Below are 23,746 nucleotides of genomic sequence, written 5' to 3'. Positions count from 1 at the left end.
AACCTCACGCCCATGGAAGACCAGGCCACGAGCGAACCGCCCGGCCCCGCGCCGTCGGCGTCCCCGCCTCCGGCCGGCCCCGCGCCCGTGTCCCCGCACCGCGCGCGGCCGGGCGCCGACCAGGCCGACTGGCCGGCCAAGGTGGCGGACACGGTCGAGGACGTCGTGGCCGCCGTCCACGACCGGGTGGTCCGGCCGCTCATGATCGCCGCCCGGGCCGTCGTGTTCGGCGTCATCATCGGCGTCATGGCGCTCGTCCTGTCCGTGCTGGCCGTGATCATCCTGGTCCGGCTCCTCGACGTCTACGCCTTCCGGGGCCGGGTGTGGGCCTCGGATGCGCTGATCGGCGCGCTCCTGGTGGCGGCGGGGGCATTCGCGTGGTCCAAGCGTCGCGCCCGGGGCACGGGCGCGGCCTGAGATGCCCGAGCAGCACGAGGTCGTCATCCTGGGGTCGGGCCCCGCCGGCCTGACGGCGGCGGTCTACACGGCGCGCGCCAACCTGTCGCCCCTGGTCGTCGAGGGTGAGCCCTCGTCCACGAGCGACCAGCCGGGTGGGCAGCTCATGCTCACCACCGAGGTCGAGAACTATCCCGGCTTCGTCGACGGCATCCTCGGCCCCGAGCTCATGGGCCGCTTCCGCGACCAGGCGGCGCGCTTCGGCGCCTCGTTCTCGACCCGTAAGGCGACGCGGGTGGCGCTCGACGCCTCCCCCTTCGGCGTGTGGACCGGAGCGACCGAGGGCGAGCCCGACCTCCTGGCCCGGGTGCTGATCGTCGCCACCGGGGCCCGCTCCATCATGCTGGGCGTTCCCGGCGAGGCCCGCCTGCTCGGGCACGGGGTGTCGACCTGCGCCACCTGCGACGGCTTCTTCTTCCGCGACCGCAAGATCGTGGTGGTCGGCGGGGGCGACTCGGCCCTCGAGGAGGCGCTGTTCCTGACCCGCTTCGGCGAGAGCGTGACCTTGGTGCACCGCCGCAAGGAGCTGCGGGCGTCGAAGATCATGCAGGACCGGGCGTTCGCCAACGAGAAGGTCGAATTCCGCTGGGACAGCGTGGTGACCGAGGTGCTCGGTGACGGCAAGGTCGCCGGCGTGGGCCTGCGCAACGTGGTGACCGGCGAGGACTCCGTCCTCGACGCCGACGGCGTGTTCGTGGCCATCGGCCACGCCCCCAACACGGCGGTGTTCGCCGGACAGCTCGACATGGACGAGGCCGGGTACATCAAGACCCACGACGGCACGCGTACGAACGTCGACGGCGTCTTCGCCTGCGGCGACGTGCAGGACCACGTGTACCGCCAGGCCGTCACGGCGGCGGGCTCGGGCTGCATGGCGGCCCTCGACACCGAGCGCTGGCTCGAGGCCCGAGGCCAGGCCTGACGAGGCCGCGCCGCCCGGCCCCGGTGGCCCGACAGGCCCCCCCAGCAGCGGGAATGCCGGGATGCCGGCAGGTGTTCCCAGAACGTTCCACGAAGCGCACCGACCGCGGTGCCAGAGGAGGACCGACCGATGAGCGAGGGGATCACGACCCTGAGCGACGCTACGTTTGACGAGCATGTCAAGGCCGCCGACACGCCGGTGCTGGTGGACTTCTGGGCCGAGTGGTGCGGTCCATGCAAGATGATCGCCCCGGTCCTCGAGGAGATCTCGGCGGAGAACCCCGGCAAGATCCAGGTCGCCAAACTCAACATCGACGAGAACCTGGACGTGACGCGCCGCTACGAGGTGATGAGCATCCCGACCCTGCTCCTGTTCAAGGACGGGGAGCCCGAGGTGCGCATCGTGGGCGCCCGGGGCAAGGCGCAGCTCCTCCAGGAGCTGCAGGCGTACCTGTAACCCCCGGCGGCAGCCTCCCTGTCGCCCCGGGCGCCACGGGTGTGGGCGTCGCCGACCTGCAACGACGGCTCCACGACCTCGACCTGCCGACCGCCCCGGACCCCGACGGGGTGTTCGGGGCGGGGACCAAAGCCGCCGTCGAGGCGTTCCAGTACCGCCGCGGGCTGCGGGTGGACGGCACGTGCGGGCCCCAGACCTGGTCGGCGCTGGTCGAGGCGGGCCTGCGCCTCGGTGACCGCTTCCTCTACCTGCGCCGACCCATGTTGCGCGGGGACGACGTCGCCGACCTGCAACGACGCCTGTCGGCGCTCGGCTTCGACACCGGGCGCGTGGACGGCATCTTCGGCGACCTGACCTCCACGGCGCTGGCCGACTTCCAGCGCAACACCGCCCTGCCCGTGGACGGCATCCTGGGCGCGTCGACGTTCCGCGAGCTGCGCCGCGTGACGCCGCGGCACGGCGACCCCGAGCTGGTCAGCACGGTCCGCGACCGCGACCGCCTGCGCCGCGCCCCCCGCACGCTCCTCGGGCGCCGGGTCGCCATCGGCGAGGAGGGCGGCCTCGACGTCCTGGTCACGGCGATCCGACGGCGCCTGGTGGCCACCGGTGCCCGGGTCGTGCCCCTGCTGCACCCCGACCCCTCCATGCAGGCGGCGGCCGCCAACGCCGCCGGCGTCGACGTCTACCTCGGGCTGCGTCTCGATTCCAACCGCGCCCAGTGTTCAACTGCCTACTATTCGGGGTATAGCTACGAGTCCGCCGGCGGGCGCAGACTGGCCGAGCTCGTGCACGCCCTGGCCGCCGCCGCGCTGGGGGTGCCGGCAGAAGGGGTCACGGGCATGACCCTCCCCGTGCTGCGCGAGACCCGGATGCCGGCGGTGGTGTGCGAGGTCGGTCCCCCCCAGGTCGTGGTGCGCCACGCCGGGGCGCTGGCCGAAGCCCTGGCCCAGGCCCTGGTGGCGTGGGCCGCCACGCCCGTGGACTGACGGCTCGGACAACCGGCGGGGGTGCCTCGTCGGTGGAGCGGTGAACCCTCAACCGCCACTACTTGTCCACAGGCTCATGCACAGCCGGTGGATAAGCTTTACGTTCGCTAGAGGGTTCCGACCCCGGGAGAAATCCCTGGTCAGAAGGTCACGTTCACGGTTCCGACACAGACCCGAGGCGATCTGGGGCGCGCCCGGTCCAGGCTGGGCGGGCCCAAGCGGGCCTAGGCGGCCTAGGCGGTGACGCCTCCCACCATGAGCTTGTAGATGCGCTCGAGGTCCTCGAGGGTGGCGAAGTCGATGACCACCCGACCGCGCTTGGCGCCCATCTCCACCTTCACCCTCGTGTTGAGGCGGTTCGACAGGAGGTCCTCGAGCTCGAGCACACCGGGCGCGGGGAGACGGCGCCGGACGGCCGGGGTGGTCCCGGGGCCTGTCTGGACGGCATCCGTGGCGGCGGGGGTGGCACCGTTGGTGTGCTCTCCGGCCGTGTCCTCGGGCTCGACCCCGGCGACGTGTCGCCGCACGGCCTCCTCCACGGCCCGGACGGTGAGGCCCTCGGCCACGGCGCGCTTGGCCATGTCCTCCTGGAAGTTGCGGTCGGGGGTGCCGAGCAGGGCCCGGGCGTGGCCCGCGGACAGCACGCCGTCGGCAAGGGCACGCTGCACACCCGCCGGGAGCTGGAGCAGCCGCAGGATGTTGGTGACGGCCGTCCGGCTCTTCCCGACCCGGGCGGCCACCTGTTCGTGGGTGTAACCGAACTCGTCCACCAGCTGCTGGAAGGCGCCCGCCTCCTCGAGGGGGTTCAGGTCCTCCCGGTGCAGGTTCTCCACCAGGGCCTGCTCGAGGCTGTGGACGTCGGTGGCACTCTGGACCAGCACGGGGATGGTCTGTAGCCCGGCCCGCCGGGCCGCCCGCCAGCGGCGTTCCCCGGCGATGAGCTCGTACTCGTCGTCAGCGGTCTCGCGCACCAGGATGGGCTGGAGGACCCCCACCTCGCGGATCGACGACGCCAGGCTCGACATGGCCTCCTCGTCGAAGCGGGTACGGGGCTGCAGCGGGTTGGGGCGGATGCTCGTCATCGCCACCACCCGCAGGACCGAGTCCCGGTCCTTGGCCTCGGTCGGGATCAGCGCTCCGAGACCCTTGCCCAGTCCGCTACGACGCGCCACCACTGACCTCCTTGGCTAGCTCCCGGTAGGCGATCGCCCCTCGCGAACTGGGGTCGAACGCCGTGATCGGCTGCCCGAACGACGGCGCCTCGGAGATGCGCACCGTCCTGGGGATCACGTTCCTGCACACCTTGTTCCCGAAGTGCGTCCGCACCTCGTCGGCCACCTGTTCGGCCAGCTTGGTCCGGGCGTCGTACATGGTGAGGACGATGGTCGTCACCTCGAGCTTCTCGTTGAGGTTCGACTGGACCAGGTGGACGTTGCGCAGGAGCTGGCCCAACCCTTCGAGGGCGTAGTATTCGCACTGGATGGGGACGAGCACCTCGTCGGCGGCGGCCAGTCCGTTGACGGTGATGAGGCCGAGCGACGGGGGACAGTCGATCAGGACGTAGTCGAAGTCGGGGATCACCGACTCGAGCGCTCGGCGGAGCTTGAGCTCGCGGCTGAAGGTGGGGACGAGCTCGATTTCGGCTCCGGCCAGGTCGATGGTGGCGGGGGCCACGAAGAGGTTCTTCATGCTGGTCGGCTCGATGGCGTCCTCGAGCTTCGTGTCGCGCATGACCACGTCGTACATCGAGAGCTCGAAGGACCGGGCGTCGATGCCCAGACCCGTGGTGGCGTTGCCCTGGGGGTCGAGGTCGATCACCAGGACCCGGAACCCGATCTCGGCCAGGCCGGCACCGAGGTTGACGGCGGTCGTGGTCTTGCCGACGCCGCCCTTCTGGTTGGCGACCGCCATCACCCGGGGAACGGGCCTGGGGACATAGGCACCCCCCTGGGACCCGTCGGGCTCGGGGACGCCCGACCAGACCCTGGACTGGTGCACGCCCTTCTCCTCGGGGGCGACGGCCACCGTGACGTCGGGCACCACCGCCTCAGGCGCCGTCGTCGTGGCGTCGACCTCGTCGGGCTCGGGGACACCGGGAGATCCCGGCACTTCGGGGGCCGCGGTCGGTCCGACCGTAGGAGCGCCGACGTCCTCGTACATCTCGTCGGCGACCGACACCGGGTCCTCCGCCATTGCAGGGCTCTCCGTCTCTCCGGGGGGCCGGGTCCCGGCCTCGCCGGCTCCGGACGACTCGGGGTTGCCCGAGGACTGCTCGTCTTGCCACTGTTTGTCCTGCTCAGACCGGTGGTCCCTACCCCGGATGCGGACGCGCACGGTCAGCCCTCCCGATGGTTCTGGCTCACGGTCCTCCATCCTCCCCATAGCGGATGCCGGGGTCAAGCGTCGGACGGCGAAACCGGGGCGTTTTCCTCCGAATTCGGGCCGGTGGGGTCTCCCTCGTCATCGGCGAACGCCGAGGTGGGAGAGGCGGGAGCCGTCCGCAGCCGCACCGCGTAGCGCTCGGCCATGGCCTGGAACCGGCCGTAGCTGTGGGCGTCCAGGTCGGGGGAGAGATGCCGACGGAGGATCGGCATCAGTTGTTCCCGCAGGTAGGAGCCCCGTGCCATCCACTGGAAGTAGTGCCGGCCGTCGTGGTGGTAGGGGCCGTACAGCTTGCCCCCCGGAAAGGTGGTCTCCAGCCAGCGGAACATCGCCTCGTGCCGCACGTGCATCCGCAGCGTGACCTGCGGTTGCCGGCCGTCCCCGCCGAAGTGGCCCTCACCCACGAGAAGGCCGACCAGAATCCCCTGCTCGAGCTCTGTCGCCATGCGGGCGCTCCCGTTCCGTCGATCGGCCGCCGGGGTGTTTCACCGTAAGGTAACACGTGAAACGTTCCCGAAGTCGTGGTTCTCCGGACATCTCACCACCTTCAGGCAAGGGGCCGTCGTGGGGTGTTTCACCGTAAGGATTCACGTGGAACATCGCGCCGATCCGCGCTACGACCTGGGAGAACGCGCCCCCACCCAGGCATGTGCGTCAATAGAGGGGGCGCTTGGCGGGGATCCCGGGCCGACGGGGAAAGCGGTCGGGACAGGGCCTTGCCTGGCGCAGGACCTGGTACCCGAACCGCGTCCGGAAAACCCCCACCGGGACCAGGCCGAGCACGGCCAGTCCGTCCTCCGGCCAGCGGGGAGACCCCGTCGCCCCGTCGCCCGCCCCGGGCGGACCGTCACCGGGGGGCTCGGAGACCACCAACAGGGCGCCGGTGCGCAGGAACGGGGCGGCGCACTCGGCCGTCACCGGCGGAGGGCCGAACGCCCGGGCCACCACCAGGTCGAACCCGCCCCGGAGCTCCGGGTCCCGTCCGGCGTCCTCGGCGCGGGCCCGGACCACCGTGACCCGGTCCTGAAGACCCAGGTCGGCCACGGCCCCGACCAGGAAGTCGACGCGTCGCTCGCCGGCGTCGAGCAGGACGGCGGTCGAGGACGGCCACCGGCCGGCCAGGACCAGCCCGGGGAGCCCGCCGCCGGATCCCAGGTCCATCCAACGCGCCGGAGGTGCCGTCGCCTCGGGACGCTCGCCGGGACGGTCCGGAACGGGGGTGCCCGCCGCCCCGGCCTGCGCTTCGAAGGCGTCGGCGAACCCCAGGGAGTGGGCCACCTGCTCCGCCAGGGGCGTGGTGCCGACCAGACCCCGGGCCCGGGCCTCCTCCAGCACGTCCGGGAGGCCGGGCGGGATCCGGCCGCCGCTGTCGTGCGTGGTGGGAGTCCCGGGCACGACCGCCGGTGATCCCCGAGAATCCCCGGTCAGGGGCCGCTCTGCCCGGGTCGCCTCAGTCGGCTTCGTCGGTGTCGACGGCCTCGTCGGCCCCGTCGGCCTCGACGGCCTCGTCGGCCTCGTCGGCCTCGACCGGGGTACCGCCCTGCGGAGAGATCACGATGTAGCGGCGCGGGTCCTCGCCCTCGGACCGGGTCGACAGGCCCTCGACCTCGTTGATGGCGTCGTGGACCACCTTGCGGTCAGACGCCGACATCGGCTCCAGGGCACGCTCGGTGCCCGAGGCCCGGACCTCGTCGGCGATCTGCCGGGTGAACCGCTGGAGTGCCGCCACCCGCTTGGCCCGGTACCCGGCGACGTCCACCACGATCCGGCTGCTCTGGCCGCCGGTGCGCTTCTGGACGAACGTCCGGGCGAGCTCCTGGAGCGCTCCCAGCGTCGCCCCGCCGGGGCCGATCAGCACCCCGAGCTCCTGGCCGTCCACCACGACCTCGGCCGTCTCGTCGTCGACGATCCGGGTCGACACGGTGGCATCCATGCCGAGCTCGTCGATGAGTCCCGCCACGAACCCTCGAGCCGACTCTCCCTGCTCTTCCAACGACAGAACCTCGCCCACCGTCTCCTCCTTCGTCGACCCGGCCGACCGGGACCCTCTCCCCCTGGTGGAGGAACGCGGCGGTGTTGCCGCTCCTTCTTCCGACTCCCCCGCCGCTCCGGCTGTGCCGGCGGCGTCCCCCTGTCCCGAGCGGCCGCCCCCACCGCGCGACCGCGACCGCCGGTTCCGGCTCCGCGTCCCTCCGGTCTCGGTCACGGCCTTCTCCGTGCTACCGTCCGCCGCCGGCTGGTCGCTGCCCGCCTCACCGTCGGCAACGGCCACGGCCCCGGCGCCGCCGCCGGCGGGTCCCTTCGACCCACTGCGGGCCGAGCCTCCCCCCCGGCGGGCGCCCTCGCGCTGTTCGCCCTGGCGACGGGTCCGCGTGCGCTTGGGCCGCGGGCTCGTGGGCCGCACCCGGGCTCGCACCCGGGCCTCGCCCCGCATGCGTCCGAACAGGCCGGCGCGCGGCTCGGTGACCACCACGAACTCGGCATCCGTCTCGTCCACACCCAATTGGTCGAGGGCGGCGTCCTTGGCCTCCTCGATCGTCCGACCGGTCGTCTCGACCCACTCCATCGCTCAACGAGCCTTTCTCGGCCGCTTCCGAGCGGACCGGGGGTGCCCCTGCGGCGGCGCCGGGGACGGCGCCTGCGGCCGGGGCTTCTTGGCCGGTGCGCCGTTGCCGGCGGCACCGTTGGGACTGGATTTGGCTTTCGGCGGCGTGCCCCGGGGGGGCTTGGCCGTGCCGTTCGACCCCGAACCGCGCGCAGCGTCGTTACCCGACCCGTTTCCGCGCGCCTTGGGCTTGGCGACCTGTTCCGGCGGGGTCTCGCCGTCCGTCGACTCCCCGGCAGGACCGTCCCCGGACGTCCCGGACTTGGTCGCCGGGCGGGGGCCGGGGCCGATCGCCTCGGGGGGTCGGGGCTTGTCGATCTCGGCCTGCAGGCCCGCCTGGCGGGCCTTCTGCTGCTCGAGGGCGCGTTGCTGGGCGTCGGCCAGGCGCTCCATCATCGTGCGCTTGCGGGGGGCCGGGGTGCCACTGCCGCTGCGGCGCGAGGGGAGGACGCCCTCGCGCCGGGGCGCCGCCTTGTCGAGCACCCCGGAGCGGAAGATCGCCTCCTGGATGCCGATGCGGCACAGGCTCGAAACCACGAAATAGATGTTCACTCCCGCCGAGATACGAAGGTAAATGAACGCGAAGACGAGCGGCATATACCGCTGCATCATCTGCATCTGCGGGTTGGCTTGTGCCGCCGCCGGGTTCCTACTGTTGAGCTGACGCATTTGCAGGTATTGCAGCGCGATGGCCACCAGGACGATGCCGCCGTAGGGGATGGCTCCGACCCAGGACGAATGGTGCGAGAACAGGTTGTTCGCCAGGTCCAGGCCGAACGCCTTCATGTGGCCGTGGGCGGCCACGATGTCCTTGTACAGATGGGTATTGGGGGATATGTAGCGGGGCTCCGCGGTTATCTTTCCGGTTTTGCTGGTGACGGTATTGGTCAGCCCGCGGATGACGCCATAGAGGACGACGAAGACGGGGAGCTGGATCAACATCGGCAGGCAGCCACCGGCCGGATTGATGTTGTGCTCCTTGTAGAGCTTCATCATCTCTTCGTTGAGGGTGACCCGGTCGCCCTTGTACTTCTGCTGGATCTTCTTGAGCTCCGGGGCCACGCGCTGCATGGCGATGGTGGAGCGGGTGCTCTTCACCGTGAGCGGGGCGGTGACGATCATCACCACCACCGTCAGGAGGCCGATGGCGACCGCGAAGTTGGGGATGACCGCGTAGAAGACGGCGATCATCCAGGCCAGGGCCTTGTAGAGGGGCTCGAAGATCTGGCCGATCGTGCTGCCGAGCACCGGGATGGCGGTCACGGGTCCTCTCCCCTCAGTCGGGCACGGGGTCGACGCCCCGGCCGCCCCACGGGTGGCAGCGGGCCACCCGGCGCAGGGCGAGCAGCGTCCCGCGGCCGGCGCCGTGGCGCTCGACGGCTTCCGCGGCATACGCCGAACAGGTGGGCAGGTAGCGGCACGGCGACGGCCGGCCGACACGAAGTCCCTGGTAGATACCGATGAGTCGGATGAGCACGACCTGGAGCGGCCCCCGTCGGGCGGTCGGGGGGGCGCCCGACGAAGGCCCTGGGGTCACGGTCGCGGCGGCGCTCACGGGCGCCGGTCCTGCGAAGCCGATGTCATCGCTGCTGTCACGTGTGCCTTTAGGTCCTCGTAGGGGAGGCCCGTCGCCTCCCGTCCGGCCGCCACCAGGTAGGCGCCGGGCCGGAGTGTCCCGCCGATATCCGCCGCCACCGCCCGGAGCCGGCGTCGCAGCCGGTTGCGGACGACGGCGCCGCCCACGCGCCTGCCCACGGCGTACGCCACCCGGGGCCGGGTCTCCTCCCCGACGGCGGCGAAGGTGACCGTGACCGGTCCCCGACGGCTCCGGCGACCGGTGCGGCGCAGCGCCTCGAACGTCGCCCGGTCCCGGATGCGCCACACCATCCGAGCCCGACCGCCCTCAGGCGGACAGGCGGTTGCGCCCCTTGAGCCGGCGGGCCTTCAGGATCGCCCTTCCGGCACGGGTGGACATCCGGTGCCGGAACCCGTGGTTCTTGGCCCGTTTCCGGGTGTTGGGCTGGTAAGTCCTCTTCACGTCCTCTCGTCCCTTGCTCGAGGCCGGCGCGCAGCGGCGTCGGCGGGGGGGCGCCGTGCGAGCTCGTGCCCGCCCCGAGTGCCTGACGGCCCATGCTAGGCGCGACCCCGTGGGGCCCACCAGGCAGGGCACCGGCACGCGGTGGCGTTCGGGCGCGCATTTCCCCGGGAATTCACACCCCGACAACTCCCTGGTCGCGGGGCTCGCGGGCGACGCCACCAGGGTGGGCATGCCACTAGCAGCCCTCGACGCTCCGGTGTACCGTTCGAACCCACCGGGGCGTCACCAGAGGGGGCCGCGCCGGAGCGAACAGGGTCCTCCTTCCCCGGGGCCACCAGACAGCCGGTCCCCGGTGGGCCGGCTCACACTTCCCGGAGCAATCCACAGATGTGGACCTCCTTGTGGACAGATTTGGCGACGGGACGGCGGAGGCCCTGGTGAATGACACGAACGACCTGTGGAAGCGTTGTGGAGACGCGCTGCGAGAGCAGGTGTCCGACGCCACCTGGCGCACGTGGCTGGCGGGCCTCGTCCCCCAGGCCTTCGACGGGGACCTGCTGGTCCTCACGGCGCCGAGCACGCTGGTGCGCGACCGCGTCGAGAACCGCTTCCTCGGCCTGATCAGCGCGGCGGCGGCCGAGACCGCCTCCCACGAGGTGAAGGTCCGCGTGGACGTGGCCCCCGTCACCATCGAGGGTCCCCTGCCACTCACCTCGCTCTTCGACGACGACGTCGCCCCCTCCCAGTCGCTGTCGGCGGGCGCCCGGGCCGCCCGGGGCACGGGCGGGCGGCGGGGAGGCGGCGACCGCGACGACGGCGGGCTCGACGTGCGCTACACCTTCGACGCCTTCGTCATCGGCTCCTCCAACCGCTTCGCCCACGCCGCCGCCCTGGCCGTGGCGGAGATGCCCGCCAAGTCCTACAACCCCCTGTTCATCCACGGTGACGCCGGCCTGGGCAAGACGCACCTGCTGCACGCCATCGGCAACTACGTCCGGGAGAACTTCGCCGGGCGCCACGTCCGCTACGTCTCGACCGAGACGTTCCTGAACGAATTCGTGGACGCCATCCGCAACAACACCACCACCGCCTTCAAGCGCCGCTACCGGGAGTGCGACGTCCTGCTCATCGACGACGTCCAGTTCATGGAGAACAAAGAGGCGCTCCAGGAGGAGTTCTTCCACACCTTCAACCACCTCTACGCGGCCTCCCGCCAGGTGGTCCTCACCTCGGACCGGCCCCCGAAGTCGATCGCCACCCTGGAGGACCGGCTCCGGAGCCGGTTCCTGTCGGGGCTCATCACCGACGTCCAGCCCCCCGAGATCGAGACCCGGCTGGCCATCTTGCAGAAGAAGCTCGAACGCGACCCCTCGCCGGTGCCCGACGAGGTGCTCGAATTCATCGCCAGCAACGTCACCGACAACATCCGCGAGCTCGAGGGCGCCCTCATCAGGGTCACCGCCTACGGGAGCCTGAACCGCCAACCCCTCACCCGGGAGCTGGCCGAGCACGTCCTGTCGGACATCGTCAAGGCCGGCCGGCCCCGGCCCATCACCCCGCAACAGATCCTCGAGACCACGGCGTCGACCTTCGGGTTCACCGTCGAGGACCTGTGCGGCCCCAGCCGGCGCCGCCCCCTCGTCATCGCCCGCCAGATCGGCATGTACCTGTTCCGCGACCTCACCGACTATTCGTTCCCCGCCATCGCCAGGGAGTTCGGCGGCCGGGACCACACCACGGTCATGCACGCCGTGCTCAAGATCTCCTCGCTCATGAAGGAGCGCCGGCAGATCTTCGACCAGGTGAACGACCTGATCGTCCGCATCAAGAGCGGGGCGTGACCCGCCGTGGCCGGTGGCGCGCCAGTACGGCGGAGCCCGGGTGACACAGCGGTGCACGACACTGTGGGCAACCCCCGTGACGTTGTGGACGGGGACGGGCCGACGGTGGACGGCCGGGGACCGGTGGCACGGCGCGCGTCCGACGCGGTGGACGACGCCCGGGGCCGGTGGACAACCGAACCGGGGCTGACCTCGGCAGACGGGATGTCGTCCACAATCCACAGCCCCTACTACCGTCATTGTCAGAATTGAATTCCTTGTAAGGAAAGGACCCTGTGTGAAGTTCCGTTGCGAGCGAGACACCCTCGTCGACGCGCTGGCGACCGCCAGCCGGGCCGTCACCACTCGCGCCTCCACAACGCCCGCGCTCAACGGGGTGCGCGTCGAGGTGGCGGGGAACCGGCTGACCGTGGTGGGCACGGACCTGGACCTCACGGTGCGCGTCGAGGTGGAGGCCATCGGCCTGGACGACGGGTCGTTCGTGGCGCCGGCGCGGCTGGCGGCGGACATCGTCCGGTCCCTCGAGCCCGGGGCCGTCACGTTCGAAGGCGGCGAGGACGAGGTCGAGATCTCCGCCGCCCGGTCGCGTTTCGTGGTGCGGACCTACCCCGTGGAGGACTTCCCGGTCCTGGCCGAGCCCCGGCCCGACCAGGTCACCGTGCCCGCCCCGGCGCTGGCCGAGGCGTTGCGCCAGGTGGTGCGGGCGGCCTCCAACGACGACGCCCGCCCCCTGCTGACCGGGGTCCTGGTGGCCGCCGAGGGCGGGGGGACGCGCCTGGTGGCCACGGACTCCTACCGCCTGGCCATGCGGGACCTGTCGGGCACGGGGCCGCTGGCCGAGGGGGCCGAGCAGATCCTCGTGCCGGCGCGGGCGCTCACCGAGCTCCAGCGGCTGCTGCCGTCGGCGGGCGGCAAGGAGGAGGCCGAGGCCACCGTGGGGTTCTCCGTGAGCGAGCTCGACGCCACGTTCACCGTGGACGGCGTGCGACTCACCACCCGGCTGCTCGACGGCCGGTTCCCCGACTACCGCCAGCTCATCCCGCCGGGGTACCCCAACCTTCTGCGGGTGGGCCGCGAGGCCCTGCTCGACGCGCTGCGCCGGGTCCGGCTCCTCGTGCGCGACAACACCACGCCCGTGCGCCTGTCCATGCGCCAGGGCTCGGTCGAGCTAACGGTGGTGTCGCAGGAGGTCGGCCACGCCAGCGAGGACGTCGACGCCGAGTACGAGGGCGAGGAGCTGACGGTGGCGTTCAACCCGTCGTACCTCATCGACGGCGTCGAGGCCGTCCTGGGCGACGAGGTCGTCCTCGAGACGGTGGACGCCACCAAGCCGGCCACGGTGCGCGCCCCCGAGCACGAGGACTACCGCTACCTCCTCATGCCGGTCCGGGTGTCGTAGCGCCCCGAGCGCCCGACACCGCCGTCGCTCCCCTCCCTCCCCGTGGCCGTCACCGCGTTGTGGCTCACCGACTTCCGGTGCTTCGCGGCCGCCGAGGTCCGTCCCGTGCCCGAGGGGCTGACCGTGCTGCGGGGGCCCAACGGCGCCGGGAAGACATCGGTGCTCGAAGCGGTCGGCTGGCTGGCCACCCTGCGGTCCATCCGGGGCGCGCCGCGTGAGGTGCTCGTGCGGACCGGGACGGAACGCGCCATCGTCCGGGCCGAAGCTTCGGTGGGGGAGCGCCCGGCGCTGATCGAGGCGGAGATCCCCGCCGACGGGCCGGCACGCGTGCAGGTCAACCGGCAGGTGGTGCGGCGCCGCGCCGCGCTGGCCGAGGCGTTGAACGTGACCGTGTTCGCCCCCGACGACCTCCACCTCGTCCAGGGCGGGCCGGCCGGGCGCCGCCAATACCTCGACGACGTGCTGGTGGCCCGGCACGCCCGGCTCGACGCCCTGTGCACGGAGGTCGACCGCATCCTGCGCCAGCGGGCCGCCGTCCTGCGCCAGGCCCGCGGCAGGGTCGACGAGGCCGTGGCCGCCACCCTCGACGTGTGGGACGAGCGCCTGGCCGCCTCGGGCACCGCCCTGGCCACCGAGCGCGAGGCGCTGGCGGGCGGGCTCGGCCCCCTGGCGTCGAGCGCGTACGAGCGCCTGGCCGGCGTGGCCGAGCCCGTGACCCTGCGTTACCGGCGGTCGTGGGCCGGCGAGCTGGCCGACGCCCTGGCCCGCACGCGCCAGGACGACGTCCGGCGCCAGGTCACCTCGGTGGGCCCGCACCGCGACGACCTGGACGTCGCCATCGGGCCCCGCCCGGCGCGCACCCACGCCTCCCAGGGCGAGCAGCGCTGCGCGGCCCTGGCCCTGCGCCTGGCCACCCACGAGCTGCGCCGCCGCGACCTGCCCGAGCCCCCCGTGCTGCTCCTCGACGACGTCTTCTCCGAACTCGACGCCTTCCGCTCGGCGGCCCTGGTGGAGCTCCTCCCCCCGGGCCAGGTCCTGCTCACCACGGCCGTGGACCCGCCCCCCGGGGTGCACGCCGGCCGGGTCATCGAGGTGGTGGGCGGCACGGTGCGGGCCCCGCCGCCGCGCCCGTGAGCGGCCCGGGCAGGGCCGGCGGTCCCGGCCGGCCGAGAGGCCCAGGGCGCCCCGGCGCCACCGGCGGCCGCGACGACCCCGAGCCCCGGCCGAGACGGCCGGCGCGCCGCGACGGCCGCGGGCGCGCCGGCGACGGCCCCGTCCGCATCGGCGACGCCCTGGGCGAGGTCGCCAGCCACATCGGCGCGGGGCGCGCCGACATCGTGGGAGCGGTCTTCGGCGGCTGGGACGACATCGTGGGCCCGGCCGTCGCCGCGCACGTGCGGCCCGTGCGCCTCGACGGGCCGACGCTCGTCGTGAGCGCGGACCACCCCGCCTGGGCGACGCAGATCCGGCATCTCGCGCCCGACATCCTCGCCCGGCTGGCGGCCGTGTGCGGGCCGTCGGGAGCCCCCGAGCGCCTCGACGTCCGCGTGCACCCCTAGTCCGCGGCGCGGGCCCGGAAACCCCTGATCAGAGCGGCGCGCGCCGGCCCCCCGACGCGCCGCGATCGGCCCGTCGCGTCACCCCCTGCTGGTAGACTGCAGCGCATCGGAAACGCGCGGAAGAGCCTGCCGCGGGCCCGTGTCGGGACCAGGCGGTCCCCTGTCGAACGAGCAGCAGAAAGGGCGCGCGCGTGGCGCTGAAATCAGAGGCCGAACCGGTCGGCAAGGCCGGTGCCGGTTCCTACGACGCCGGCGACATCACCGTCCTCGAAGGCCTCGACCCCGTCCGGGCGCGCCCGGGCATGTACATCGGGTCGACGGGCCCGACGGGGCTGCACCATCTGGTCTGGGAGGTCGTCGACAACGCCGTCGACGAGGCCATGGCGGGATACTGCACCCAGATCGACGTCACGCTGCTGGCCGACGGCGGGTGCCGGGTGAAGGACAACGGCCGGGGCATCCCGGTCAAGCCCCACGAGCTCTACCCCGAGCTCTCGGCGGCCGAGCTCGTGCTCACGACGCTGCACGCCGGCGGCAAGTTCGGGGGGACGGGGTACAAGGTCTCCGGCGGGCTGCACGGCGTGGGGATCTCCGTGGTGAACGCCCTGTCGTCGAGGCTGGTGCTCGAGATCGACCGCGACGGCAAGCACCACATCGCGGAGTTCGCCAACGGCGGGGAGCGCACCAAGAAGCTCAAGGCGACCGGGCCCGCCCCGCGCGACCGGACGGGCACGACCGTGTCGTTCTGGCCCGACGCCACCATCTTCGAGGAGACCGAGTTCCGGGCCCAGACCGTGCTGGAGCGGCTCCAGATGATGGCCTTCCTCAACAAGGGCCTCGAGATCCGCTTCGCCGACGAGCGCGAGGGCCGCGAGCAGCAGGTCCCCTACAAGTACTCGGGCGGCATCGTCGACTACGTCAAGCACCTCAACACCTCCAAAGAGGCCCTCTTCCGGCGGGTGTGCTCGTTCTCGCAGTCCGAGGACGAGCAGGAGGTGGAGATCGCCCTGCAGTGGAACACCGGGTTCCACGAGTCGATCCACTCCTTCGCCAACGGCATCTCGACCATCGAGGGCGGCATGCACGAGGAGGGCTTCAAGAAGGCCCTCACCAACGCCATCAACCGCTACGCCCGGGCCAAGGGCTCGCTCAAGGAGAAGGAGGACAACTTCCAGGGCGAGGACATCCGCGAGGGCCTGACCGCCATCATCTCGGTCCGGCTGCGCGACCCGCAGTTCGAGGGCCAGACCAAGGCCAAGCTCGGCAACGTCTCGATCCGCTCGCTCGTGGAGCGGGCCACCAACGAGAAGCTCGTGGAGTGGCTGGAGGAGAACCCCCGCGAGGCCAACCAGATCGTGCAGAAGTCGACGACCGCGGCGCGCGCCCGGGTGGCGGCGCGTGCCGCGCGCGACCTCACCCGGCGCAAGTCGGCCCTCGGCGGCGCCGGGCTGCCCGGCAAGCTGGTGGACTGCTCGTCGCGCGAGCCCCGTGAGAGCGAGCTGTTCATCGTGGAGGGCAACTCGGCGGGCGGCTCGGCCAAGGACGCCCGTAGCCCGCGCACCCAGGCGATCCTCCCCATCCGCGGCAAGATCCTCAACGTCGAGCGGGCCCGCATCGACAAGATGCTCAAGAACGCCGAGATCCAGGCGCTCATCTCCGCCATCGGCGCGGGGCTCGCCGACGAGTTCGACATCGCCAAGATCCGCTACCACAAGGTGATCATCCTGGCGGACGCGGATGTCGACGGGTCCCACATCCGCACGCTGCTGCTCACGTTCTTCTTCCGCCAGATGCGGCCGCTCGTGGAGGGCGGGTTCGTCTACGTGGCCCAGCCCCCGCTGTACTCCACGCTCGTGGGCAAGGAGAAGACGTATCTGAAAGACGACGCCGCCAAGGCGGCGTTCCTGGCCGAGCGCCCCGACCACAAGCAGGACTTCCAGCGGCTGAAGGGCCTCGGGGAGATGGACTTCAACGAGCTGCGCGACACCACCATGGACCCGGCGCGCCGGTCCCTGCTGCAGATCAGCGTCGAGCAGGCCGCCACCGCCGACGAGGTGTGCTCGGTGCTCATGGGCGACGACGTCGAGCTGCGCCGCCACTTCATCCAGACGAACGCCAAGGACGTGCGCTTCCTCGACTTCTGAGGACGGCGCCGGCGGGACGCAGCGCGTCCCCGGGGAAGGGAAGGACCAGCAGCACATGGCCAGACGCGGCAGCGGCGGTGACGGCACGGGGACCGAGGTCCCCGAGCCGTCCCCGGCGGCGATCGAGCCCATCGAGATCCAGGAGGAGATGGAGCGCTCGTTCCTGGAGTACTCCATGTCCGTCATCGTGTCGCGGGCGCTGCCCGACGTGCGCGACGGGCTGAAGCCGGTGCACCGCCGCATCCTCTACTCGATGTACGAGCAGAACCTGCGCCCCGACCGCCCCCACGCCAAGTGCGCCAAGGCTGTGGGCGAGGTCATGGGCAACTTCCACCCGCACGGTGACAGCGCCATCTACGACGCCCTGGCCCGCATGGCCCAGGACTTCAGCCTGCGGCACATGCTCATCGACGGCCACGGGAACTTCGGGGGCCGCGGCCCCGAGGAGGGCCCGGCGGCCATGCGCTACACCGAGTGCCGTCTGGCCCCCCTGGCCATGGAGATGCTGGCGGGCATCGACGAGGAGACCATCGACTTCACCCCCAACTACGACGGCTCCACCGAGGAGCCCGTCGTGCTGCCGGCGCGCTTCCCCAACCTGCTCGTCAACGGGTCGCAGGGCATCGCCGTGGGCATGGCCACCAACATCCCGCCGCACAACCTGGGCGAGGTCATCGACGCCGTCGTGCACCTGCTCGACAACACCGAGGCGACGTCCGACGACCTGATGCAGTTCGTGAAGGGCCCCGACTTCCCCACCGGCGCCCAGATCCTCGGCCGCCAGGGGATCCTCGACGCCTTCCGCACCGGCAAGGGCTCCATCAAGATGCGGGCCGTCGCAGAAGTCGACGAGAGCCGGGGCGCCACCCGCATCGTCGTCACCGACATCCCCTTCCAGACGTCGGTCGAGGTGATCGAGCAGAAGATCGGCGAGCTCGCCAACGCCGGCGCCCTCGACGGCATCTCCGACGTCCAGAACGACTCCGCCGGCAAGAAGCCCCGCCTGGTGGTCACCCTGAAGCGCGACGCCAACGCCAACGTGGTGCTCAACAACCTCTACAAGCACACGCCGCTGCAGACCAACTTCGCCGTCAACATGGTGGCGCTGGTCGACGGCGTACCCCGGACGCTCAACCTGGCCCAGGCGCTGGGCTACTACGTCGACCACCAGATCGAGGTCGTCACCCGCCGCTCGGAATTCCGGCTGCGTAAGGCCCAGAAGCGCGCCCACATCGTCGAGGGCCTGCTCAAGGCCATCGACATGCTCGACGCCGTCATCGCGGCGATCCGCGCCTCGGAGGACCGGCCCGCGGCGCGCACCGCCCTCATGGCGGCTCCGTTCGAGTTCAGCGAGGAGCAGGCCGAGCACATCCTCGACATGACCCTCGGCCGGCTGACGCGGCTCGGACGCGCCAACCTCGAGGAGGAGATGGAGGAGCTGCGGCGCACCATCGCCGAGCTCGAGGCCATCCTGGGCGACCCGGCCCGGCTGCGGGGCGTCATCGCCACCGAGCTCGGCGAGATCAGGGCCAAGTACGCCGACGAGCGCCGCACCCAGATCACCCACGACCCCGGCGAGCTGGGGGTCGAGGACCTGATCAGCGACGAGGAGATCGTCGTGACCATGACCCGGGCCGGCTACATCAAGGCGGTCCAGGCGGTGTCGTTCCGCACCCAGGGCCGGGGCGGGCGCGGGGTGCAGGGGGCGCGGCTCAAGGAGGAGGACCTGGTTGACAACGTGGTGCACACCACGACCCTGGCCCACCTCCTGCTGTTCTCGAACAAGGGCCGCGTCTACCGGCTGCGCGCCCACGAGGTGCCCATGAAGGAGCGCACCGCCCGGGGCACGGCGGTGGTCAACCTGCTGCCGCTCGGGCCGAGCGAGACCATCGAGGCCATCGTGGCCACCCGCGACTTCGACGCCGACGGCTACCTGCTCTTCGCCACCAAGATGGGCCAGGTCAAGAAGACGGCGTTCTCCGAGTACGACAAGTCCCGGCGCGAGGGGTTCATCGCCATCGCGCTGCGCGACGGCGACGAGCTCGTGCGGGTCGTCGCCACCGGCGGGGACGACGACGTGGTCCTGGTCAGCCGCAACGGCAGCGGCATCCGCTTCTCGGAGAACGACGTGCGGGCCATGGGCCGCGACGCCGCGGGGGTGCGGGGCATGCGGCTGCGGGCCGGCGACGAGGTGGTGTCGTGCGACGTGGTGCGCCCCGACGACGACATCATCATCGTGACCGACGCCGGCTACGGCAAGCGCACCAAGACAGACCACTTCGGCCGCCAGGGCCGCGGCGGCCAGGGAGTGCGCGCCATCAAGCTCACGGCCGTACGTGGGCGCGTGGTGTCGGCCTTCATGGCCGGACTCGACGACGAGATCCTGCTGGTGTCGACCGGCGGGATCGTCATCCGCACGGCTGTGCGCGAGATCGCCGCCCAGGGCCGCGACGCCACCGGCGTGCGGCTCATGAGCCTCGAGGAGGGCCACAGCGTGGCCGCCGTGGCCGCCGTCACCGGCGAGGAAGAGGCCTGAGCGGACCCGACAGGCGTCGCCGACGGGCAGCGTCAGCCACCGGCGGCGTCAAGCGACCGGCGACGGCCCCACGGCGTCGAAGGCGACCGGCAGGCTCGGCGGCGAGCGGAAGGCGAGGCCCTCGATGCGCACGGGCTCGCCGTCCCCGTCGAGGCGCAGCCCCTGCAGGCGCGCCAGCACCGCCTGCAGCCCGATCCGCAGCTCCATGCGGGCGAGGTGCATGCCCAGGCATTGATGGCGCCCCGTGCCGAAGGCGATGTGCGACGCTTCCTTGCGGTCGAGGTCCCACGTCGTGGGGTCGGTGTAGCGGGACTCGTCGCGGTTGGCCGATCCCGTCGCGCACACCAGGGACACGCCGGCGGGTACCTCGACCCCGTCGATCTCCACGGGGCAGGTGGTCTCGCGGTTGACCATGGTCACCGAGGTCTCCCAGCGCAGGGTCTCGTCGATGACGGCGTCGAGCAGGGTGGGGTCGGTGCGCACGCGGTCGGGTACGCCGGGGGCCGACAGCATGGCGAAGAGGCAGTTGCCCATGGCCGCGAACGTGGTCTCGGCCCCGGCCGGGAGCAGCAGGCGCAGGAAGCCGTAGACGTGCTCGTCGTCGAGGCGCTCCCCGTCGACCTCGGCCGTCACGATGTCGGAGATGAGGTCGTCGGTCGGATGGGCCTTGCGGTCCTCCACGATGGGCGTGAGGTAGTCGCGCATGGCCCGCGACGCCGCGATGGACACGTCGTAGTCGTCGGGGCCCCTGTTCATGTCCAGCGCCCACGCGTGGAAACGATCGTGGTCGTCGGCGGGCACGCCGAGCACCCCGGCGATGACCTGCACGGGGAACTGGCTGGTGATCTCGGCGACGAGGTCGGCGCGGGTGCGGCCCGCCAGGCCGTCGAGCAGCCGGTGGATGGTGGGCGCGATCAGGGCGTGCTCCCACCGGGCCAGGGCCGAGGGGCGGAAGGCGTGGGCCACCAGGTTGCGGTAGCGCCGGTGCTCGTCGCCGTCCATGGCCAGGATCACGGTGCCCATGACCGGGCCCATGGTGTCGGCGTTCACGCGCGACGAGAACCGCTCGGTGTCGCGCAGCACCTGCTCGACGTGCTCGTGCTTCACCACCAGCCAGACGGGGGAGTCGGGACCGCCGAACCGGCCCACGGGCTGGTCGCGTCGGCACTCCTCCCAGTACCCGTAGATGTCCGGGTCGTCCCTGCCAGCGTTGTCGTCGTCGGCCACCTGCGAACTCCCGGATGCTCGATGCGCGAACTCACAGTCTGGCAGGTCACCGAAGGGAACGACCCGGTCAGGCCCCCGATCGGCGCCGGCGGCTGGACCGGCACCCACCCCGGGAACGGGGCAGGGGGCGCTCCCCGCTCGCGTACTATGTCGGCGGGCGGAGCCCGGGTACAGACCCGGGCACGACGACGGAGGACGGCAACACGGCTTCACCAGACGGGGGCTATAGCTCAGCCGGTTAGAGCGCAGCACTGATAATGCTGAGGTCGCTGGTTCGATTCCAGCTAGCCCCACCGCGAACACCGACGTCCCCGACGTCCGCTCACACAGGCCGAGGAACTCGCCGGTACCGAAGGTGTTCGGTTCGACGTTGTTCCAGGCGAGATCCTGGCGGTGACCGCGCCGGGTCGTCGACCTCGTGAAGGCCATGGGGATCGACGGGCTGTCGAAGTCCCAGGCGTCCGAGCCGGCCAAGTCCCCGGACCACGACGTGGTCGATCTCGTGGGGTCAGCGGCCCTCGACGTTCGTGGTGCACATCCACACCGAGACGAGCCAAGAGGGCGATAGGCGCGGGATGGCGTCCCGATCCCTTGCGCAGCCGACCGGGAGCGTCTGGCGTGTGGATCTGGGCCATGCACCAGGCGTAGAAGGCGACGACCCGGTCATCCCCGACGAACGAGGCCAGCCGGTCCGCTCCGGGGGCCCGTGAGCACTACTGGTGGGGTTCTGGGTTCCCAGGACCGAGGTCCGCGATCGCCGCGGCGGGTGGACGTACCGTGGGGCGGGCCGAGGGTGGAGGTTGCCGTCGTGGGTGGACAGCGGAACAAGAAGGGTGGACGGGTCACGCCCAAGGGCTGCGGTCCTGCCGGGCGGATGACGCCAGGGGAGAGGTCTGGCTTGGAGGCCATCTTCGCCCGGCTCCTCCGGTCTGCCCCGAAGGATCTCACCGATGACCTGCCTCCCCTCGGTGTCGAGGTTTGGGCGTCACAGATGTGGTCCATCTGGCAGCGGTGCGACCTGGTCGGCATGGACGCGGAGGCTGTCATGGGCGGCGGGCTCATTGCCTACGCTGCCGAGCGGTCCACGCCTGCTGCACTGGTGGTGCTGCGAAGTCTGGCAACGGTCGCCCCCGAACCGTACGGGGCCAAGGCACGCCGGGCCGCCGATCGCATGGCCGCCGCCGGCATCGCTGAGCCTTCGTGGGCTGAGGTCGTTGGCCGGGCCACTCCGACCGAGGCATGGCTCTCCTTCGATCCGGTAGACAACGACGGGGTGAGCGTCATGGTCGGCTTCGACGGGCCCGCCGGCGCCGACACCGTCGGCGTGTACATCGATCACAACCTCGGCGCCATCGCCAAGAACGCCTTCGCCGTGCCGGCTGGCGTCGACGAGGTGCTGACGAGGCTGCGGGCCAATTCCGAGTTCGATGGGATCGACTACCGCCCGGTCACGCTGGCCGAGGCGGCTGCCCGGTGGCGGACGGCCTTCGCGATGACCGATATGACTTGCGAGCCTCCGGTCGACGAGGATCTGCACAACCTGCGACCTCTGGTCATGGCCCGTCTGAGCACGATGCCCGCGCGCGGCACTGTGCCGGAACCGGCAGAAGTGGACGAGCGCGCACGGGAACGGCTCCTGGCCGAGTTCCTCGAGTCGGACGAGTCGGCTGAGCTCTGGGGAGCCGACGATGACGACGAGACCGAGCAGGCCGTCGAGCATCTGGCTATGCAGGTGATGACCTTCTCGCTCGACTGCGTGCGGGGAACGCCGTTGCGCTTCAGCCCGGTGATGGCCGAGATGTTCTGCCTTGACTGGGCTCCCCGCAAGATCGCCGCCGACGAGGAGGCCTTCACGCGCCTGGCGGACGTGTTGGCGGCATGGATCCGCTTCGCCGGCCGGCGCCGGGGCATCCCCGAGGAGTCGATCGCGGATGTCGTCGGAGTTGCGTACAGCTACGCGTCCGAGATGATCGAGCTGTCACAGGATCCGACCATCTGGGGACCGGCCAAGACGATGGCTCTGGCCATCGATGAGCGAGGCATCGACATCACCGACGAGGCGGCCATCGCTGACTTCATCGCGGAGGTAAACCGCAACGGTGGTCTCGACGTGCTCGCAAACTCACTCGTGGGCACGCGCACGCAGGGGCGGTAGCCGCTTCCGAATCGGCTTCAGCACAGGTACCGCGGACGAGCTGAGGTCCACGCTCCCCACGGTGGATCACCGCGCGTCCCAGGCCCGGTCATGCTGTCCACATCCCCCACCGCCCGGCCCGCTCGTGCCTCCGGCGGGTCATCCCGCGCATCCCCGGCCGGACGGTCGGTCCTGACAGTGCCGAGGTCGCTGGTTCGATTCCAGCAGCCCCCCAGCTAGCCGACAGCTAGCCGACCACCTTCGACCACGGTCAGGCCCGGCCATCCGCCCGGCCCGGCCATCCGCCCGGCCCGGCCATCCGCATCGCTGTCGGGCGTCACCACGAGCGTCCCGCGGGTGCGCCATGGGCGCGACCGGCGGGCGGACCCGTCGACGGCGTCTGGGGGCGGTGCCCACCGTCCCGGGTCGATCCGGACCGTTAGTGTTGGAACATGCCTGGCGGAGCCGCCACCTACGACCCCGAGGCCGTGCGCGCCAAGTACCTCGCCGAGCGCGACAAGCGGTTGATCCCCGGTCGCGCCGACATCCGCGACCTGCCCACCGACGAGCACTTCGCCCGGTATCGCGACGACCCGTTCACGCCGGTCGCCGAGCGCGAGCCGGTCGTCGACGAGGTCGATGTCGTGATCGTGGGCGGGGGGATCGCCGGGGTCGTCGCCGGCGCTGAGCTCCGCAAGGCCGGCGTCGAGCGGATCCGCATCGTGGACCAGGCGGGCGGCATCGGGGGCACCTGGTACTGGAACCGCTACCCGGGCGTGATGTGCGACATCGAGTCCTACATCTACCTCCCGATGCTCGAGGAGCTGGACTACGTCCCCACCCGGCGCTACGCGTTCGGCGAGGAGATCCTGTGCCACCTCGAGGCGATCGCGCAGCGGTTCGACCTCGTGGGCGACGCCCTGTTCCACACCGGGGTGACCCGCGCCGAGTGGGACGAGGACGCGGCCCGGTGGCGGATCCGCACCGACCGCGGCGACGAGGTCAGCTGCCGCTGGTACGTGCTGGCCGTCGGCATCCTCAACCTGCTGAAGCTGCCCGCC

The 23,746-nt window shown here is 71.6% G+C and carries 22 protein-coding genes and 1 tRNA gene; 13 read left to right on the top strand and 10 right to left on the bottom strand.

Annotated elements, in window-relative coordinates; genetic code table 11:
• Positions 1 to 12 precede the first annotated feature (12 nt).
• The 4 genes from VMV22_03240 (at position 13) to VMV22_03225 (ending at position 2,820) form a co-directional block, all read left to right on the top strand.
• The gene (locus tag VMV22_03240; protein HUY21334.1) at positions 13 to 417 is read left to right on the top strand and encodes a hypothetical protein; all 405 of its coding nucleotides are present in this window, start codon (positions 13 to 15) and stop codon (positions 415 to 417) included.
• Position 418: 1 nt separating this feature from the next.
• Entirely contained in the window at positions 419 to 1,378 is a 960-nt protein-coding gene (trxB, locus tag VMV22_03235; GenBank protein ID HUY21333.1) for a thioredoxin-disulfide reductase, read from the top strand.
• Positions 1,379 to 1,507: 129 nt separating this feature from the next.
• Positions 1,508 to 1,834, top strand: a complete 327-nt coding sequence (gene trxA, locus VMV22_03230) for a thioredoxin (GenBank protein HUY21332.1) — start codon at positions 1,508 to 1,510, stop codon at positions 1,832 to 1,834.
• Positions 1,835 to 1,875: 41 nt separating this feature from the next.
• Positions 1,876 to 2,820, top strand: coding sequence for a peptidoglycan-binding protein (locus tag VMV22_03225; protein ID HUY21331.1), 945 nt, complete (start codon positions 1,876 to 1,878; stop codon positions 2,818 to 2,820).
• A 233-nt stretch (positions 2,821 to 3,053) separates the two neighbouring features.
• Here VMV22_03225 and VMV22_03220 read toward each other — a convergent pair whose 3' ends face one another.
• The 9 genes from VMV22_03220 to rpmH form a co-directional block, all read right to left on the bottom strand.
• The gene (locus VMV22_03220) at positions 3,054 to 3,992 is read right to left on the bottom strand and encodes a ParB/RepB/Spo0J family partition protein (GenBank protein HUY21330.1); all 939 of its coding nucleotides are present in this window, start codon (positions 3,990 to 3,992) and stop codon (positions 3,054 to 3,056) included.
• Positions 3,979 to 5,013 carry an AAA family ATPase gene (locus tag VMV22_03215; GenBank protein ID HUY21329.1) on the bottom strand — a complete coding sequence of 345 codons (1,035 nt, stop codon included), beginning with the start codon at positions 5,011 to 5,013 and terminating at the stop codon, positions 3,979 to 3,981. Before VMV22_03215 ends, VMV22_03220 begins: the two co-directional genes overlap by 14 nt.
• A gap of 203 nt (positions 5,014 to 5,216) precedes the next feature.
• Positions 5,217 to 5,648: a hypothetical protein gene (locus tag VMV22_03210; GenBank protein ID HUY21328.1), complete on the bottom strand. Its 432-nt coding sequence runs from the start codon at positions 5,646 to 5,648 to the stop codon at positions 5,217 to 5,219.
• Positions 5,649 to 5,856: 208 nt separating this feature from the next.
• Positions 5,857 to 6,597 (bottom strand): RsmG family class I SAM-dependent methyltransferase, encoded by a 741-nt coding sequence (locus tag VMV22_03205; GenBank protein HUY21327.1) that lies wholly within the window; start codon positions 6,595 to 6,597, stop codon positions 5,857 to 5,859.
• A gap of 55 nt (positions 6,598 to 6,652) precedes the next feature.
• The gene (gene jag / locus VMV22_03200) at positions 6,653 to 7,768 is read right to left on the bottom strand and encodes an RNA-binding cell elongation regulator Jag/EloR (protein HUY21326.1); all 1,116 of its coding nucleotides are present in this window, start codon (positions 7,766 to 7,768) and stop codon (positions 6,653 to 6,655) included.
• Positions 7,769 to 7,771: 3 nt separating this feature from the next.
• The gene (gene yidC / locus VMV22_03195) at positions 7,772 to 9,070 is read right to left on the bottom strand and encodes a membrane protein insertase YidC (GenBank protein HUY21325.1); all 1,299 of its coding nucleotides are present in this window, start codon (positions 9,068 to 9,070) and stop codon (positions 7,772 to 7,774) included.
• Between the two features lie 13 nt (positions 9,071 to 9,083).
• Positions 9,084 to 9,284, bottom strand: coding sequence for a membrane protein insertion efficiency factor YidD (gene yidD, locus VMV22_03190; GenBank protein ID HUY21324.1), 201 nt, complete (start codon positions 9,282 to 9,284; stop codon positions 9,084 to 9,086).
• 74 nt (positions 9,285 to 9,358) lie between these two features.
• Positions 9,359 to 9,694, bottom strand: a complete 336-nt coding sequence (rnpA, locus tag VMV22_03185) for a ribonuclease P protein component (GenBank protein ID HUY21323.1) — start codon at positions 9,692 to 9,694, stop codon at positions 9,359 to 9,361.
• Between the two features lie 16 nt (positions 9,695 to 9,710).
• A complete protein-coding gene (gene rpmH, locus VMV22_03180; GenBank protein ID HUY21322.1) occupies positions 9,711 to 9,845 on the bottom strand; it encodes a 50S ribosomal protein L34 in 135 nt (44 codons plus the stop codon).
• Positions 9,846 to 10,282: 437 nt separating this feature from the next.
• Here rpmH and dnaA point away from each other — a divergent pair, with 437 nt between their 5' ends.
• The 6 genes from dnaA to gyrA all read left to right on the top strand — a co-directional run bounded on the left by dnaA (position 10,283) and on the right by gyrA (position 19,324).
• The gene (gene dnaA / locus VMV22_03175) at positions 10,283 to 11,686 is read left to right on the top strand and encodes a chromosomal replication initiator protein DnaA (GenBank protein HUY21321.1); all 1,404 of its coding nucleotides are present in this window, start codon (positions 10,283 to 10,285) and stop codon (positions 11,684 to 11,686) included.
• Between the two features lie 277 nt (positions 11,687 to 11,963).
• Positions 11,964 to 13,085: a DNA polymerase III subunit beta gene (gene dnaN, locus VMV22_03170; GenBank protein ID HUY21320.1), complete on the top strand. Its 1,122-nt coding sequence runs from the start codon at positions 11,964 to 11,966 to the stop codon at positions 13,083 to 13,085.
• 42 nt (positions 13,086 to 13,127) lie between these two features.
• Positions 13,128 to 14,219 carry a DNA replication/repair protein RecF gene (locus VMV22_03165; GenBank protein HUY21319.1) on the top strand — a complete coding sequence of 364 codons (1,092 nt, stop codon included), beginning with the start codon at positions 13,128 to 13,130 and terminating at the stop codon, positions 14,217 to 14,219.
• Positions 14,216 to 14,644, top strand: a complete 429-nt coding sequence (locus VMV22_03160) for a DUF721 domain-containing protein (GenBank protein ID HUY21318.1) — start codon at positions 14,216 to 14,218, stop codon at positions 14,642 to 14,644. Before VMV22_03165 ends, VMV22_03160 begins: the two co-directional genes overlap by 4 nt.
• 191 nt (positions 14,645 to 14,835) lie before the next feature.
• Complete coding sequence (gene gyrB / locus VMV22_03155) at positions 14,836 to 16,788, top strand: DNA topoisomerase (ATP-hydrolyzing) subunit B (protein ID HUY21317.1); 1,953 nt, start codon at positions 14,836 to 14,838, stop codon at positions 16,786 to 16,788.
• Between the two features lie 55 nt (positions 16,789 to 16,843).
• Positions 16,844 to 19,324, top strand: coding sequence for a DNA gyrase subunit A (gene gyrA / locus VMV22_03150; GenBank protein HUY21316.1), 2,481 nt, complete (start codon positions 16,844 to 16,846; stop codon positions 19,322 to 19,324).
• Positions 19,325 to 19,372: 48 nt separating this feature from the next.
• On the opposite strand, the gene VMV22_03145 is transcribed toward gyrA, so the two are convergent.
• Positions 19,373 to 20,551, bottom strand: a complete 1,179-nt coding sequence (locus tag VMV22_03145) for a cytochrome P450 (GenBank protein ID HUY21315.1) — start codon at positions 20,549 to 20,551, stop codon at positions 19,373 to 19,375.
• 219 nt (positions 20,552 to 20,770) lie between these two features.
• On the opposite strand from VMV22_03145, the gene VMV22_03140 reads away from it, so the two are divergent.
• The 3 genes from VMV22_03140 to VMV22_03130 all read left to right on the top strand — a co-directional run.
• Positions 20,771 to 20,844: transfer RNA gene (locus tag VMV22_03140), tRNA-Ile, on the top strand.
• 605 nt (positions 20,845 to 21,449) lie between these two features.
• On the top strand, positions 21,450 to 22,706 hold the full coding sequence (locus tag VMV22_03135) for a hypothetical protein (GenBank protein ID HUY21314.1): 1,257 nt from the start codon (positions 21,450 to 21,452) through the stop codon (positions 22,704 to 22,706).
• A 431-nt stretch (positions 22,707 to 23,137) separates the two neighbouring features.
• Positions 23,138 to 23,746, top strand: a 609-nt coding sequence (locus tag VMV22_03130; GenBank protein ID HUY21313.1) for an NAD(P)-binding protein, incomplete at its 3' end; no start/stop codon positions are given.

The sequence above is a fragment of the Acidimicrobiales bacterium genome (assembly GCA_035531755.1).
Taxonomy (GTDB): Bacteria; Actinomycetota; Acidimicrobiia; order Acidimicrobiales; family UBA8190; genus DATKSK01.
Note: the sequence above shows the minus strand (reverse complement) of the source record. Positions and strands in the feature narration are given on the sequence as shown.

Coding starts and splice junctions, on each gene's coding strand:
- gyrA (HUY21316.1), top strand. CDS start 16,844: ATGGCCAGACGCGGCAGCGGCGGTGACGGCACGGGGACCGAGGTCCCC.
- VMV22_03210 (HUY21328.1), bottom strand. CDS start 5,648: ATGGCGACAGAGCTCGAGCAGGGGATTCTGGTCGGCCTTCTCGTGGGT.
- jag (HUY21326.1), bottom strand. CDS start 7,768: ATGGAGTGGGTCGAGACGACCGGTCGGACGATCGAGGAGGCCAAGGAC.
- VMV22_03215 (HUY21329.1), bottom strand. CDS start 5,013: ATGGCGGAGGACCCGGTGTCGGTCGCCGACGAGATGTACGAGGACGTC.
- trxB (HUY21333.1), top strand. CDS start 419: ATGCCCGAGCAGCACGAGGTCGTCATCCTGGGGTCGGGCCCCGCCGGC.
- trxA (HUY21332.1), top strand. CDS start 1,508: ATGAGCGAGGGGATCACGACCCTGAGCGACGCTACGTTTGACGAGCAT.
- rnpA (HUY21323.1), bottom strand. CDS start 9,694: ATGGTGTGGCGCATCCGGGACCGGGCGACGTTCGAGGCGCTGCGCCGC.
- VMV22_03240 (HUY21334.1), top strand. CDS start 13: ATGGAAGACCAGGCCACGAGCGAACCGCCCGGCCCCGCGCCGTCGGCG.